Source organism: Allochromatium humboldtianum (genome assembly GCF_013385175.1).
Taxonomy (GTDB): Bacteria; Pseudomonadota; Gammaproteobacteria; order Chromatiales; family Chromatiaceae; genus Thermochromatium; species Thermochromatium humboldtianum.
The window spans coordinates 24,753-39,560 of sequence record NZ_JABZEO010000015.1 but is presented as its reverse complement, the minus strand read 5'-3'; the positions used below and the strand labels follow the sequence as shown (position 1 = coordinate 39,560).

Annotated in this window: 12 protein-coding genes; 5 read left to right on the top strand and 7 right to left on the bottom strand. The window is 66.8% G+C overall.

What is annotated here, in order from left to right; translation table 11 throughout:
- Positions 1-11: 11 nt before the first annotated feature.
- The 3 genes from HW932_RS17560 to HW932_RS17550 all read left to right on the top strand — a co-directional run bounded on the left by HW932_RS17560 (position 12) and on the right by HW932_RS17550 (position 4,369).
- On the top strand, positions 12-362 hold the full coding sequence (locus tag HW932_RS17560; protein WP_176977788.1) for a DUF5615 family PIN-like protein: 351 nt from the start codon (positions 12-14) through the stop codon (positions 360-362).
- Between the two features lie 62 nt (positions 363-424).
- Positions 425-3,817, top strand: coding sequence for a GH36-type glycosyl hydrolase domain-containing protein (locus tag HW932_RS17555; RefSeq protein WP_176977787.1), 3,393 nt, complete (start codon positions 425-427; stop codon positions 3,815-3,817).
- 9 nt (positions 3,818-3,826) lie between these two features.
- Positions 3,827-4,369 (top strand): hypothetical protein, encoded by a 543-nt coding sequence (locus tag HW932_RS17550; RefSeq protein ID WP_176977786.1) that lies wholly within the window; start codon positions 3,827-3,829, stop codon positions 4,367-4,369.
- A 60-nt stretch (positions 4,370-4,429) separates the two neighbouring features.
- Here HW932_RS17550 and menC read toward each other — a convergent pair whose 3' ends face one another.
- The 3 genes from menC to menB are packed head-to-tail and all read right to left on the bottom strand — an operon-like array spanning position 4,430 to position 7,296.
- Positions 4,430-5,497, bottom strand: a complete 1,068-nt coding sequence (gene menC / locus HW932_RS17545) for an o-succinylbenzoate synthase (protein WP_176977785.1) — start codon at positions 5,495-5,497, stop codon at positions 4,430-4,432.
- Positions 5,494-6,393 (bottom strand): 1,4-dihydroxy-2-naphthoate polyprenyltransferase, encoded by a 900-nt coding sequence (locus HW932_RS17540; RefSeq protein ID WP_176977784.1) that lies wholly within the window; start codon positions 6,391-6,393, stop codon positions 5,494-5,496. The genes menC and HW932_RS17540 overlap by 4 nt, the downstream gene beginning before the upstream one ends.
- 42 nt (positions 6,394-6,435) lie before the next feature.
- A complete protein-coding gene (gene menB, locus HW932_RS17535) occupies positions 6,436-7,296 on the bottom strand; it encodes a 1,4-dihydroxy-2-naphthoyl-CoA synthase (RefSeq protein WP_176977783.1) in 861 nt (286 codons plus the stop codon).
- A gap of 147 nt (positions 7,297-7,443) precedes the next feature.
- On the opposite strand from menB, the gene HW932_RS17530 reads away from it, so the two are divergent.
- Positions 7,444-9,210 carry an AAA family ATPase gene (locus HW932_RS17530; protein WP_176977782.1) on the top strand — a complete coding sequence of 589 codons (1,767 nt, stop codon included), beginning with the start codon at positions 7,444-7,446 and terminating at the stop codon, positions 9,208-9,210.
- Positions 9,211-9,225: 15 nt separating this feature from the next.
- On the opposite strand, the gene menD is transcribed toward HW932_RS17530, so the two are convergent.
- From menD to HW932_RS17515, 3 genes are all read right to left on the bottom strand, one after another.
- Positions 9,226-10,986 (bottom strand): 2-succinyl-5-enolpyruvyl-6-hydroxy-3-cyclohexene-1-carboxylic-acid synthase, encoded by a 1,761-nt coding sequence (gene menD / locus HW932_RS17525; protein ID WP_176977781.1) that lies wholly within the window; start codon positions 10,984-10,986, stop codon positions 9,226-9,228.
- Positions 10,983-12,365, bottom strand: coding sequence for an isochorismate synthase (locus HW932_RS17520; protein WP_176977780.1), 1,383 nt, complete (start codon positions 12,363-12,365; stop codon positions 10,983-10,985). The genes menD and HW932_RS17520 overlap by 4 nt, the downstream gene beginning before the upstream one ends.
- A 123-nt stretch (positions 12,366-12,488) precedes the next feature.
- Positions 12,489-13,400, bottom strand: a complete 912-nt coding sequence (locus HW932_RS17515; protein ID WP_176977826.1) for an alpha/beta fold hydrolase — start codon at positions 13,398-13,400, stop codon at positions 12,489-12,491.
- Positions 13,401-13,610: 210 nt separating this feature from the next.
- On the opposite strand from HW932_RS17515, the gene HW932_RS17510 reads away from it, so the two are divergent.
- Positions 13,611-14,342: an alpha/beta hydrolase family protein gene (locus tag HW932_RS17510; RefSeq protein WP_246296905.1), complete on the top strand. Its 732-nt coding sequence runs from the start codon at positions 13,611-13,613 to the stop codon at positions 14,340-14,342.
- Between the two features lie 32 nt (positions 14,343-14,374).
- On the opposite strand, the gene HW932_RS17505 is transcribed toward HW932_RS17510, so the two are convergent.
- Positions 14,375-14,749 carry an EF-hand domain-containing protein gene (locus tag HW932_RS17505; RefSeq protein WP_246296904.1) on the bottom strand — a complete coding sequence of 125 codons (375 nt, stop codon included), beginning with the start codon at positions 14,747-14,749 and terminating at the stop codon, positions 14,375-14,377.
- Between the last annotated feature and the right edge of the window lie 59 nt (positions 14,750-14,808).

Sequence of the window (14,808 nt, the reverse complement as noted above, 5' to 3'; positions counted from 1 at the left end):
GCGCAAGACTGATGAAACTGTTACTGGACACCTGTGTTTGGGGCGGCGCGGCCAAAATTCTGTCTGAAGCCGGGCACGACGTGCGTTGGATGGGCGAGATGGAACCCGATCCCGGTGATGAGACCGTCCTCCGCAGCGCCTACGAGGAAGGTCGAATCCTGATCACGCTCGATAAAGACTTCGGCGAGCTGGCCATCGTCTACGGCAGACCCCACAGCGGAATCCTGCGTCTGGTCAATCTGCCGGGTCGCCGGCAGGGATCTTATTGTTTGACCGTGCTGGAACGCTTTGCTTCGGAATTGAGCCAGGGAGCGATTCTTACGGTCACGGCCGATCGAGTTCGCATTCGCCCCGCCGATTGAGTGGGCAACACACAGGCCGGCGTCGAAGAGCGACGGATACTGAAATCCACGAGGACATCGACATGCCACAGTTCTTCGATCCGCACGGCCCAGAGTCGAGTCTGCATCGGCTGACCAAGGGTCCGCTCGAAGTCCTGCTCTCGGATTCGGGCGCCGGTCAACTGCGCTGGAACGGGCTGGCGCTCACGCGCCGGCACGCCGATCCGGTCGAGGACGACCTCGGGAGCCTGCTCTATGTGCGGGATCTGGATTCAGGTGCGATCTGGTCGTTGGGCTATCAGCCGACGCGGGTCGAGCCGCAGGTCTATCGCGTCGGCTGTCAGGATGCGTGTTTCCGGCTCGAACGCGAGGATCAGGGTATCGCATTGCGGCTCGATCTGAGCCTGGACGCGGCCAAGGATCTGGAACGACGTCGCCTGCGACTGACCAATGTCTCTGATCGGGCGCGCCGGATCGAGCTGACCAGTTATCTGGAAGTGGCGCTCTTTCCAGACGAGGCCGACGCGGCGCATCCGGCGTTCGCCAAGCTCTTCGTCCAGACCGAGCGGGATGCGTCTACGGGGGCGCTGCTCGCCCGCCGTCGTCCGCGCGGTCAGGGTGAGTCCTGGCCCTGGATGATCCATGCGCTGCTCGGCGCCGAGGCCGTGCAATGGGAGACCGATCGCGCCCGTTTCATCGGACGCGGCAGGAGTCGGGCGCGTCCGGCGGCGCTGTTCGGTTCGGACTCGGACGCCGGTTCGCTGTCCGGCAGTCTGGGTAACGTGCTCGATCCGATCCTCTCTCTGCGCGCGGTGGTGGAACTGGAGCCCGGGGCCGATACCGAGCTGACCTGGGTCACGGGCGCGGCGCCCGACCGTGCGGCGGCGCTGGCGCTTCTGGATGGCGAGTCGTTGAAGGCGTCCGTATCGTCTGTAGCCGACGACGAGACGCCGGCCGGTCGCGAGGCAGACACCGAACCACTCGAATCGACTCAGGATCTACGCTTCTTCAACGGCTATGGCGGCTTCTCCGCTGACGGTCGTCAATACGAAATCCGGCTGCCGTATCAGGGAGCCGCCGGCCATCGCCGCCCGCCCCAACCCTGGATCAACGTCATCGCCAATCCGGATTTCGGCTGTCTGGTGAGCGAGTCCGGCGCCGGTTACACCTGGTCCCGTAACAGTCAGGCCAACCGGCTCACGCCCTGGTCCAACGATCCGGTCAGCGATCCGCACGGCGAGGCGCTCTATGTGCGTGACGAGGCGACGGGTGAATCCTGGTCGCCGCTGCCCGGACCGCGTCCGGCGCCTGCGGACTACCGGGTGACGCATGGACTGGGCTTCACGCGCTTTTCGCTCCGATACGATGGGCTGGAACAGGAAGCGACGCTCTTCGTGCCGCGTCACGATCCGGTGCGCATCCTCAGACTGCGTCTGACCAATTCAGGAACCAGCACGCGGCATCTGTCGCTGCTCGGCTATCAGCGTCTGGTCATGGGGCAGCAACCATCGTCGAGCAGCGCCATCGTCACGGCGATCGAGCCGGAAGCTGGGCTGTTGCGCGCGATCGATCCGAACGCGGGCGACTTCGCCGGCGGCATCGTCTTCGCCAACGCGATCGTCTCGGGGGCCACGGTCAGCGAGCGCGATTTCACTACCGATCGTCTGTCGGTCATCGGGCGTCATCGCGATCTCGCCGACCCCGTGGCCCTTGAGCCGGGACGTCGGTTCGACGGACGCCAGGGTGTTGTGCCCGATCCCTGTTTCGCGCAACGACTCCGGGTGAGTCTGGAGCCGGGCGCGACCCTGGTCTGCGACTGGCTGCTGGGCGAGGTGATGAGCGAGACGCAGCTGAGCGACCTGCTGCAACGCTATGCCGAGCCGTCCGCCATCGGCGCGGCCTTCGATGACGCCGTCGCCTTCTGGGACGATCTGGTCTCGCGCGTCCAGGTCGAGACGCCCGAGCCGGCCATCGATCTCATGCTCAACGGCTGGCTGCTCTATCAGAACCTCGGCTGCCGGATCTGGGCGCGTTCGGCCTTCTATCAGTCCGGCGGGGCTTACGGCTATCGCGACCAGCTCCAGGACGCCGCCGCGCTTGCCGCCATCCGTCCGGACATCACGCGCGCGCAGATCCTGCTGCACGCCGCACATCAGTTCGTCGAGGGTGATGTGCTGCACTGGTGGCATCCGGCGCCGCTCGAACGCGGACTGCGCACCCGCTTCTCCGATGATCTGCTCTGGCTGCCGTTCGTCACCGCGCACTATGTCCGGGTGACGGGCGATGTCGGCGTATTGGACGAGCTTCAGCCCTATCTGACCGCGCCCGAACTGGCGCCGGGGCAGGATGAGAACTATCTGGCGCCCGAGTTCAGCGGTGAATCGGGCGATCTCTACGACCATGGCTGCCGCGCCATCGACCGCTCGCTGACGCACGGCGCACACGGCCTGCCGCTCATGGGCACAGGCGACTGGAACGATGGCATGAACCGCGTCGGGCGCGAGGGACGCGGCGAGAGCGTCTGGATGGGGTTCTTCCTGTACCGGGTGCTGAGCGACTTCCTGCCGCTGTGCGAGCGGCGCGGCGATCAGGCGCGCATCGACCGCTATCGCACCTGTCAGGCCGAACTGGAACGCGCCCTGGAGACCAGCGGCTGGGATGGCGACTGGTACCGTCGCGCCTACTACGACGACGGCACGCCGCTCGGCTCGGCGGCGGATCAGGAATGCCGCATCGACGCCCTGGCGCAGTCCTGGGCGGCGCTCTCAGGCGCGGCGCCGCGCGCCCGCGCCGAGCAGGCGCTGAATGCACTGGAACGCCATCTGGCCAGCGAGCCGGGCCGGCTGATCCGGCTGCTGACGCCGCCCTTCGTCGACACCCCGCGCGATCCGGGTTACATCAAGGGCTATGTCGCCGGTGTGCGCGAGAACGGCGGCCAGTACACCCATGCCGCCTGCTGGGCGGTCGCGGCCATGGCCGAACTGGGACGGCGCGAACAGGCCGCCTCCTGGCTGGCACGGCTCAGTCCGGTCAGCCACACCCAGACCTCCAGTGACGTCCAACGCTACCGGCTCGAACCCTATGTGGTCGCCGCCGACGTCTATGGCGAGCCGCCGCACGTCGGGCGCGGCGGCTGGAGCTGGTATACGGGTTCCGCCGGCTGGTGGTATCGGGTCGCGCTCGAATCCGTCCTGGGTCTGCGCGTCGAGAACGAACGCGAACTCATCATCCGCCCCTGCATCCCGGCGAGCTGGCCGGGCTTTCGTCTGCGCTACCGTCTGCCCGACGGCGTGACCGAATGCGAGATCCAGGTGGATAATGGCGACGGCGGCGGTTCTGTCATCACGGCCACGCTCGACGGCGCACACCAGACCATTCAGGCGGGCGCGGCGCGTGTCGTGCTGCCAGCCGGTCCCGGCCGCCATTCCATCCGGGTGAGGCTCGGCGTCTCGCCCGCTTCCGTTCCGACTCGATAAGGATCGACCATGTCTCTGACTGCCACACTCGCGCGCCCAATGATCGCCGCTGTCTTCCTGGGCGCACTGGTCCCAACCGCCGCCTTGTGCGCCGACGACATCGAACCCCTGAGCGTCGCGGTCATCAAGGCCACGACCGGACTGTGCAAACGCGGCGAGACCTGCCACAAGGACCGCGCCGGTTCCTGGACGCCGAAGAAAGCCATCGCCATCCTCGCCGTCTCGGTCGCCGAGCAGGCCGACATCGATCTCTATACCGACATCGAGGTGAGCACCCGACCCGAGATGTATCAGTGCGCCGGGGACGACTCCAAAGGCTGCATCTTCCGCGCGAAATATGCCGGACCCGGACTGTTCGACTATGGCTCGACCTCGGGCAGCACCTACGTCGGCTCCAACATCACCAACACCACCATCACCTTCCCGTCCGGCTATGGTCTCATGGTCCCGGCCGGCGAGCCGATCTACGTCCATCTCGACGTGCGCAACGGCAGTCTCATCGATCTCCAGGTCGATCAGGACGCCTGGATCTACTACGTCGAGGCCGACTGAGCAGCGTGGCGTGCGTCCATGCGGCGATTCCGCATGGCTTCTCGCTGAGTGCAGGGCGCGTCAAACATGCGTGGGCATGAAGCCCGATCCGGGCCGATCCGGCAGATCGATCCGGCCGGCGCAGGGGCGGGGCGCTTGGCCCAGGTCGGCAGCGAGCCAGTCGGCCGTGGCCAGTCCCTGCGCAATGGGACTGGCGATGGCCGCAGCCAGTTGCGCCGTGGGCCAGAGTCCGGCGGCGCTCTCGACCAGACTCGTGACGACGACTTCGATGCTCGCGTCCTGGGCGCGGCGTGCAAGCGCCAGCGTGCGGTGCAGACCGCCGAGCGCCGCCGGTTTGAGCACCAGGCGTCGTACACCGAGTTGTGAGGGATCGACCGCCGCAAAGCGGGTCGGCAGTGATTCATCCAGCGCCAGAGGGAAGGGGGCGAGGGCTTGCAGTTCGTCCAACCGCTCAGGCGTCGGCTCGGCCAGTGGTTCCTCGATCGACTCGATCGGCAGCCGGAGCTTGACCAAACGCTCGATGAGCCAGCGTGCCTGATCGAAGCTCCAGGCGCCATTGGCGTCCAGGCGTAGTCTGACATCTGTATCAGTGGATGAAGGCCGGGCCAGTTCTACCAGCGATTCCAGCTCGGACATTGGCGTATCGACGCCAACCTTGAGCTTGAGCACGCGAAAGCCCTGTGCCTGACTGGCGGCGAGGGCCTTGCCGGGCACCGTACCGAGCGTGCCGAGCATGGCATTGACGGCGAGGCGATCGACGGCCTCAGGCGCGAGCCACCGGCGCATGCTCAGATTCAAGCGTTGGCTGGCAAGATCGGCCAGAGCGCAGTCCAGGGCGAAGCGCGCGGCTGGATGCGCATCCGTAGCGTTCTCCGCATCCAGAGCAGACAGTCGTATCTCGATCTCCTGTCCGCGCAGACCTGAGAAGAGCCGTTCGAGCGCCGCGCCGGCGGCCTCTTGGGCCTCGGTGCCCGCCGCCGGCAACGGGGCGCAATCGCCGTAGCCGGTCAGACCATCCGCCTCGACCCAGACCAACCAGCCGCGCCGCCGTGCGAACCCGCCGCGCGCACTGCCCCAGGCTTGGCGTAACGGCAGATCATAGGGCCGGAATCCGGCGCGCTCGATCACGCTGTGCCGGGCAGCAGCAGGCTCAGGATCAGCAGACCGACCAGCAGTGCCTGGTACTGAGCGGTGCGTGCCAGTTGCTCGTTGAGCGCCGGACCCATGGCGCCGCGCCACAGCCGCCGGATCAGAAGGGCCGCCAACGGCAGGGCGGCGAGCAGGGGCCAGGAGACGTGCAGCGGATCGAGCAACATCAGCAGCGGGACGGGTATGAGCAGCAGCAGCGCATAGAGCACCCTGGCCCGCTCGCGTCCGAGCACGCGGCAGAGCGTGCGCCGCCCGGCCGCCGTGTCGGTTTCGAGATCGCGATAGTTGTTGATCAGCAATACGGCCGAGGCCAGACAGCCGAGCGCCGCCCCGGCGACCAGCGTCGAGCCGTCGAGCGTCAGGGTTTGCAGATAGTAGGTGCCGCCCACGGCGGCCACGCCGAAGAAGAGCAGCGCATAGACCTCACCGAAGGGGCCATAGGCGATCGGGCGCGGGCCACTGGTATAGGCATAGCCGGCCGCCAACGAGGCCAGCCCGACCAGCAGGATCGGCCAGCCGCCGCGCACCAGCAGCGCCAGTCCAAGCACGAAGGCGAGTGCGAACATGCCATGCGCGGCGTTCTTGACCTGACGCGCGGTCAGCCAGCCTTGCGCCGTGGCGCGCGGCGGACCGAGCCGTTCGTCCGTATCCGTGCCGCGCTCGAAGTCGGCGGCGTCGTTGTGCAGATTGGTGCCGATCTGGATCGCCACCGCCGCCAGCAGGGTGGCGAGCGCGGTCCAGACGGCCAGCGCGCCGGTCGCGGCGACGGCCAGCGCGAGTCCGGCGATCACCGGCGACAGCGTCAGTGGCAGCGTCTTGGGGCGCGCGGCCAGCAGCCAGCGCGCCAATGGGGATGGAGTCGATTGCTCGGGCATGGAGTCAGGGCGTGATGCTTGCAGAATTGTCGTCCGTGCCGCTCAAGGTCGGCGCGGAAAGCGGCCGAAGTCGGGCGCGCGCTTTTCGAGGAAGGCGTTGCGTCCTTCCTGACCTTCCTCGGTGGTGTAGAAGAGCGCCGTGGCATTGCCGGCCAGTTCCTGGATGCCGGCCAGACCGTCGGTGTCGGCGTTGAAGGCGGACTTGAGCACGCGCAGTGCGGTCGGCGACAGGCGGTTCATCTGGCGGCACCAATCGACCGTCACCGCTTCCAGCTCGGCGAGCGGCACGACCGTGTTGACCAGCCCCATGTCGAGCGCCTCCTGGGCGTCGTACTGACGGCACAGGAACCAGATCTCCTTGGCCTTCTTCAGGCCCACGGTACGCGCCATGAGACCGGCGCCGAAACCGGCGTCGAAGCTGCCCACGCGCGGTCCGGTCTGGCCGAAGCGCGCGTTGTCGGCGGCGATGGTCAGGTCGCAGATCAGATGCAACACATGGCCGCCGCCGATCGCGTAGCCCGCCACCATGGCCACCACCGGCTTGGGCAGGGTACGGATCTGGCGTTGCAGCTCCAGCACGTTCAGATGCTCGACGCCGGCCTCGTCCTTGTAGCCTTCGTGACCGCGGATGCGCTGATCGCCGCCCGAACAGAAGGCCAGTTCGCCCGCGCCTGTGAAGATGATGACGCCGATCTCGGGGTCCATGTGGGCGCGGTGGAAGGCGTCGATCAGTTCGCGCACCGTCTGCGGGCGGAAGGCGTTGCGCACCTCGGGCCGGTTGATGGTGATCTTGGCGATGTGCTCGGCCTGATGGTAGAGGATGTCCTGATAGCGGGCGTCTGCGGGCGCCTCCCAGTGGATGGGACGCGAGTCGGTCTCGGGTCGATTCGCGGTTGGTTGCATGGTCTCTGACGCCACCTGGGATGCCTCGCTGTGCATGGAAACTGGGGGCGTCATTTTAGCCGCAAATGGTCCGGGATCGGTGGTGAGTTGACTCAAATGGATGCTGATATAGAGTGACGATATACATCGTCAGTCCGGAATCGTCCCATGCGTCAAACCGCCTCACCTGACCTGCGCATCCCCTACGGCGTGGCCGACTTCGTCAAGCTGCGCCGCGGTCATGAATACTATGTGGACAAGACCCGTTATCTGCCGCTGCTGGAGGAGGCCGGGCGCTTTCTGTTCCTGATCCGCCCGCGCCGTTTCGGCAAGAGTCTGCTGCAATCCATGATGGAGTGCTACTACGATGCCGAATGGGCCAAGTCCTTCGATGAACTCTTCGCTGAGACCTGGGTCCAGTCCCATCCGACCCCGGAGCGCGGTCAATACCTGAGCCTGCGTTTCGATTTCTCGATGGTGCGCGCCGAGCCGGAGCATCTGGAATCCTCGTTCGAGACCCATTGTCGTAATCAGATCGACGGCCTGTTCCTGCGCCATGCCGAGCACCTGCCGGAGGGGATGGCGGCGCGGGTGCGCGAGCAGCCGACCGTGGCGGCGGCACTGGAGCGGCTGCTGATGGAACTCGGTCATCTGGGCCGGTCGCTCTATCTGTTCATCGACGAATACGACAACTTCGCCAACAACCTGCTGGCGCATTTCGGCCAGGACGCCTATCGGGAGCTGACGCACGGCAGCGGATTCTTCCGTAATGTCTTCGCGATGCTCAAGGGGGCGGCTGGACAGAGCGGCGGCGGTCTGGCACGGCTGTTCATCACCGGAGTCTCGCCGCTGACGCTGGACGATGTGACCAGCGGTTTCAACATCGGTCGCAATATCAGCCTGGATCCGCGTTTCAATGGCTTGCTCGGCTTCAACCACGCCGAGTTAGAGACCCTGTTCGCCGCCTTCGGACAGACACTGGAACCCCATCGAGCCCTGATCGACGCCTGGTACAACCACTACCATTTCCATCCGGCGCGTCATGAGTCGATCGTCAACAGCGACATGGCACTCTATTACCTGCAATCGCTGGTCGACCTGGGTACACCGCCGGACGAGCTGATCGACCACAATGTGCGCATCGACTATGGCAAGCTGCGTCATCTGGTGCAGATCGACCGTCGGCTCAACGGCAACTTCAGCCATCTGCGGGCGATCATCGAGCGCGGTGAGCAGGTCGGGCAGGTGCAGACCAGCTTCCCGGCCGAGGCGCTGCATCAGCCCGAGAACTTCGTCTCGCTGCTCTATTATCTGGGGTTGCTGACCTTCGCCGGCGAGCAGCGCGGACTGCCGTTACTGCATATCCCCAACCAGACCGTGCACCAACTCATGTATGGCTATCTGCGCGAAGCCTACAGTGAGGCTGGAGTGTTCAAACCGACGACCTGGGAGATCGCCGACCGACTCAGCCGTATGGCCTACAACGGCGACTGGGAGCCGTTCTTCGACTATCTGGCCGAGCGCATCGCCGAGCAGGCCAGCGTGCGCGACTATCTGCAGGGCGAGAAGATGATCCAGGGCTTTCTGCTCGCCTGGCTCAATCTCACGCCGTACTTCCGGGTCTGGAGCGAGCAGGAACAGGGCGGCGGCTTCGTCGATCTCTATCTGGCGCCCTTCTATTTCCGCTATCCGGACATGCGCCATGCCTATCTGATCGAGCTGAAATACGTCAAGCGTTCCGAAGACACGCCTGAGCGGCGCAACGAGCTGCTGGAGGCGGCGCGCACGCAGTTACGCCGCTATGCCGGGGATGCACGGGTGCGCGAACATCTGGGGCCGGCCCATCTGCACGCCCTGGTGCTGCTCTACAGCGGCTGGGAGCTGGTGCAGCGCGAGGCGCTCGACCTGTCGGCGGATGCGCCGGATGTCGCCTGAATCCGGAGTCCGGCCTCAGGTGTCGTCGCCGAGCCGACTGACCGTCTGCCAAAAATCACGATGGATCCGTCGGCTCAGATCGGCGTCGATGACGACCTCGATCAGTCCGCCGGGGCGCGAACTCTGGATGGCCTCGCTCAGGGCCTGTTGGAATCCGGCGCCATCGGACACCTGACGATGAATCAACCCGAAGGTTTGGGCCAGCGCCCCCAGATCGACCGCGACCGGCGTGCGCCAGAGCGTCTCGAAGCCGGGCAGTCCGTGCTGGGGCAGATAGTCGAAGATACGCCCGCCGCCGTTGTTGATGACGATACAGGGCCGCTGGAGCGTGCGCAGTGCCGTCAGGCCGCTGAGATCGTGCAGGAAGGACAGATCGCCAAGCAGCGCCGTGGTCGGCACGCCGCCGGCGTTGAGTCCGGCGAGCGTCGAGGTCTGGCCGTCGATGCCGCTGGCGCCGCGATTGCCGAAGAGACGGAGCGGCTGGGCACGCCGGCCCGACCAGGTGTCGAGCTGGCGGATCGGCATGGAGTTGGCGCACAGCAACCCTTCGCCTTCGGGCAGCCGTGCAATGAGATCGCGGATCAGATGCCCCTCGCACCAGGGCGCCTGGTCGAGATACTCGGTGGCGAAACGCTCCAGACGGCGCTCGGCCTGGAACCAGCCGGCGAGCCAATCAGGGTCCGATGTGCCGAGTTCCAGATCCGCGTCTGCAAGCCAAGCGCAGAACACGGCCGGATCGGCATCGATCTTGAGCCGAACGTCATGATTCGGATCACTCCAGCCGCGTCCGGCATCGACCAGGATGGTCGGAACCTCCGCCATCCAGCCGAGCAGCGTCTTGGAGACCGGCGCACGTCCGAAGCGCAGCACCCAATCCGGCTTGAGTGCAGCGGCGGTCGCCGGATGACGGAGCAGACTGTCGTAACGGGTGAGGCGATGGTCCGAGACGGAACCTGAGCCGAAACCGAAACGCAAACCTGAAAGCGGATCGCACAGCACAGGCACGCCAAGCCGCGCCGCCAACTGCCAAAGCGCCTCCGCGCCGTCTGCCGTCCAGTCGCCCGGCCCGCAGCAGATCAGGCCGCGCCCGGAGCATTGGGACGTCAAGCCGACTGTCAGCGGCCGGCTACCAGCCTCCAGCGTCCGGTTCCCCGCAAGACCAAGCCGGTGGCTGGAGGCTGGAGGCTGAACGGCTGTTTGAACCTGTGTGGCTTCAGCCCGGCAATCCACCCCCGGCACCAGCGGTTCGCGAAACGGCAGATTCAGATGCACCGGTCCCGGCCAGTCGCTCAGACTCTCAGCCGCCGCGCGCCGCCCCAGTGCCCGCATCAACTTGCCCGCGCCGGGCGAATCCTCGGGCGTGCCCGGATCATGGAAGGCGCGCACATGCACCCCGAAGAAGCGCGTCTGATCGATGGTCTGGTTCGCCCCCCAGCCACGCAGTTCGGGCGGACGATCGGCCGAGAGCAGCACCAGCGGAATCCCGGACTCAGAGGCTTCGAGGACCGCCGGGAACCAGTGGGCGAGCGCGCTCCCCGAGGTGCAGACCAGCCCCACCGGACGCCCCGAGGCCCGCGCCACACCCAGCGCGAAAAAGGCCGCGCTACGCTCGTCGAGGATCGGCGTGACGGTCAGCGCCGGTTGACGCTGGGCTGCCAGCACCAGCGGCGTGGAGCGCGATCCGGGCGAGAGCACCAGATGACGCATTCCACCTTCGACCAGCCCATCGAACAGGGCCAGCGCCCAGCGCAGATTCACGCAGCCCTGATCCGTCATGCGAACTGCAACGCCGTCGACATGGCCGCGAGCTTGTGCTCGGTCTCCTGCCATTCGCTCGCCGGATCCGAGCCGGCGACGATCCCGGCCCCCGCATAGAGATCGGCCGTGCGGTCAAGGATGTGCGCACAGCGCAGCAGCACCCACAGTTCCCCGGTCAGATCCGGCTCGACGATTCCGGCCGCGCCCGTGTACCAGCCGCGTTCGAGCGGCTCGTTGACATCGAGCCAGTCGCGCGCCTCGCGGCGTGGCTGGCCATTGGTCGCTGGCGTCGGATGCAGCCGCTCGGCCAGCTCGAACACATCGACGCCGGGATGCAACTCACCGCGCAGGCGTGTCCAGAGATGCTGGGCATTGTTGAGCTGGAGGATGCTCGGCCCCTCGGCCGGCTCCAGACGTCGGCAGCACTGATCGAGCGCCTCGCGCACCGCCGCGACCACCACCTGATGCTCGCGCAGATTCTTCTCGCAGCTCTGGAGACCGAGCGTGATGGCGGCATCGCGCTCACTGTCCTCGGCGCGGCAGGCGGTACCGGCCAGCGCATCGGCCTCGACCCGGTCGCGACGCTGGGTGAACAGCCGTTCGGGCGTGGCGGCGACGAAGCTGGCGGCATGGCGCCGGATGTTGATCACCTGACAGGACGGGAACAGATAGCTCAGCGCCGCGTTGAGCCGGTCGAGATCGAAGCGCCGGTGTCCCTGGAGCCGCTGCCGACGACAGACGACGACCTTTTCGAGCCGCTCCCGATCGATCTCGTCGAGCGCGTTCAGCACCAGCGTGCGCCAGTCGTCGCGATCCGGCGTGCTGCCCAGGGCTTCGAGATGTGCCGGGGTGAGCGGATCGAGCGCCGGACGCCCGAGTAGCGGCACCAGACGGTCGAGCCAGGCGTCCCAGCGCGTCAGCAAGTCATCGCGCACGGCGGGACGCTGCGTCGTCAGCACCAGCGCCGCTTGACCGCCATGCGAGATCAGCGCCAGTTCCGGCAGCCACAGGAGCGCGTTGGGCAGATCGTCGCGCGTGGCGGATGTCTCCGGCGTGGCCGCGAAGCCCAGCATCCCGAACCCGCTGAAACCGGTCTCGTCCGGATCGCACTGCACCCAGTCGGCGCGCAGTCCCTGAGCGATGCGTCGCAGTTCGCTCAGGCGCTCGGGACCGTGCGCCTGCCACTCGCCGGCGATGCCATAGCCCGCGCGCAGGTCGCCGCGATGGTTGTGCGCGAAATGAAAGCGCGGTCCGTCGAGATCGGGCGCGCCGGCCGGCGGATGCGGCAGTTCGAGGATCAGCGAGACGGGGCCGGTACCCTCGGCGAGCGGCAGCAGAGCGAGGGTCTCGCGCAGTCGGGCCTTGAGCTGATCGAGGACTTGGAGCGATTGCAGCATGAGTCGAGTCGTGGCGGGGCAGGGGAATGGAACGAACCCTCTAGGACGCGCGGACACCCGCCGGGGTTCCCGCGCGTTCGGGGTCGAGACAGGACGCGCTACATCATGCAGCGCGGTGCGCTCCTAGCCGAGCGAGTCCCAGAACCGCTCGATGGCCGCGATGGTCTCGGCGGGCTTCTCCCACTGCGGCATCCCGTTGGTCGGCGTCAGGCGCTCGGCGCGCCAGTTGAACTGACGACCGAGGAAGTCCGGCAGCTCCTGAAAATCGATGTTGGGATCCTTGTCGTAGAGTGCCAGTACCGGCTGGGTCACGCGGGGGTAGAGGCTGTCGCAGGCGCGCGGCGTGAAGAGCTGCCCGGAGAGGAAATAGAGCGGAGCGATCTTGGCGCCCGGCTGATGCGTGGTGGCGTAGGCATAGTCGATCAGCTCGGGCGGGGTCGAGCCGGCGAAGACCTGATTGTAGAAATACTTGATGCTGGAGCGCGTGGTCAGCAGGCCATAGAGCCCGTCGCTGAGTCCGGGGATGCTCAGGAATCGATGGGCACGCTCGGCGGCGGCGCCGGTCGGCAGTCCGCGGGTGTTGAAACCTGTGGGCGAGAGCAGCGCCAGCGAGTTCACGCGCTCCGGCGCATCCGCCGCCGCAATGGCGGCAAACTCACAGCCGAGCGAGTAGGCGATCAGATCGGCCGGTTCCCGGACCACCTCGACCAGGAACTCGCCGATGACCTTGGCATAGAGTTCGGGCGAATAGCGTCGTTTGGCGCGCTCGGAGTGTCCGAAGCCGGGCAGATCGAGCGCATAGACCGGACGGCCGGCGCGGAAGTGCTCGAAGAGCGGCTTCATCTCCATCGCGCTGGGCGCGGCGTTGATGCTGTGGATCAGCACCAGCGGCCGACCGCCGGCGCTGGTGTCGGCGTAGTAATGGACACGTCCGCCGGCGCTGGTCTGGAGATCGTGGCGCGGGGCGTCGACGGCGGCGGGCAGCGGCCGGCCGCGCGTCGCGTGCTTGTCTGGAGGGTTGATCGCGGAGTCCATCGGCTCAATACCTTTGCTCAATCAATCGCGAGATCGCTCGGGGTGGGCGGCATCCACGGGCGAACCGTCCGAACCCTGCCGGCGCATCGAGCTGGAGTGGTCGAAACGGTCGCGCGTCACTGTCAAATGAGTTGGACGATGCCTTGTCAATCGAAGTTTACAGCGGTCTGGGTCGCTTGTCTGGTGCTGGTCGGATGTTTCGGCGGTGTCATGCATGAGGCCCCGGGTCATGTCGCCGCGTCGCGAGCGAGCCGGCTGCAGGCGGACGTGACGCCAGGCGTGCGAATCGAATGGGGTCGGGCCGAGTCGGCGACCGGCTGCACCCTGGACTATGCCTGGTATCGTCCGGCCTCGGCCACGCCGGGCGAGCTGGTGGTTCTGGCACACGGCTTTCTGCGCGACAAGGCTCGGCTCGCCGGCTTGGCGCGTGCGTTGGCCGAGACCGGGATCTCGGTGGTGACGGTCGATTTCTGCAATACCCGACCCTGGCGCGGCAATCATGCGCGCAACGGTTTCGACCTGATCGCGGTCGCCGATCGGCTGGAGGCGCGGCGTCTGGTCTATGCCGGCTTCTCGGCTGGCGGACTGGCGGCGCTGGTGGCGGCGCGCAACGATCCGCGCACGCTCGGCGTGCTGACCCTGGATCTGGTCGATGCGCGGGAGCTGGGGCGTCTCATGGTGAGGGAGTTCGATCGGCCGGTCATCGGGCTGTTCGGTGAACCGGCCTCCTGCAATGCCGACAACAATGGTCTGGCCACGCTGGCGGCGGCGCGACAGGCGCGCATCGAGCGCATCGCCGGGGCCAGTCACTGCGACTTCGAAGCCCCGACCGACTGGCTCTGCCGCGCGCTCTGCGAGCCGGATCGCGAGGGCGCGGAACAGCGCCGCGCCGAGATCCTGGCGCGCTCGGTGACGGCGGTGCGTTCATTGCTGGTCGAGTGAACCTGGATGACCGCCGAGCGGATGGTCAGCGCTCAGGGCGTCTGAAACCGCTGCTGACGATGCCGGGCCTGGGCCGAGGTGAACTCGGTCGCGTCGACCTGGCCATCGCCGTTGCGGTCGATCTCACCGAACTCGGGCGCATTGGCCAAACCGCGCATGGCATAGCCCTGTTGCGAGCGCTCGGCGATGCGTTGCGCGCGGGCCTGGTAGAACTCGGCTTCGGTCAGGACGCCATTGCCGTCCAGATCGAACTCGGTGAATGCGGGAGCCTGCCAGCCCATGCCGCGTCCCATGCCGCCACCTGGACCCCAGCCGCCGCCCGGCGGTTGTGCCTCGACGAGCGGGACGAGACAGAGGCCAAGCGTGAAGGCGCCCAGCCAACGAACGAGATTGGATCGACTGTTCATATCAACCTCCAGGGTCCGGGCCGACAGGCGGCGTTTGTTGGATAGAACGTTCCGGATCT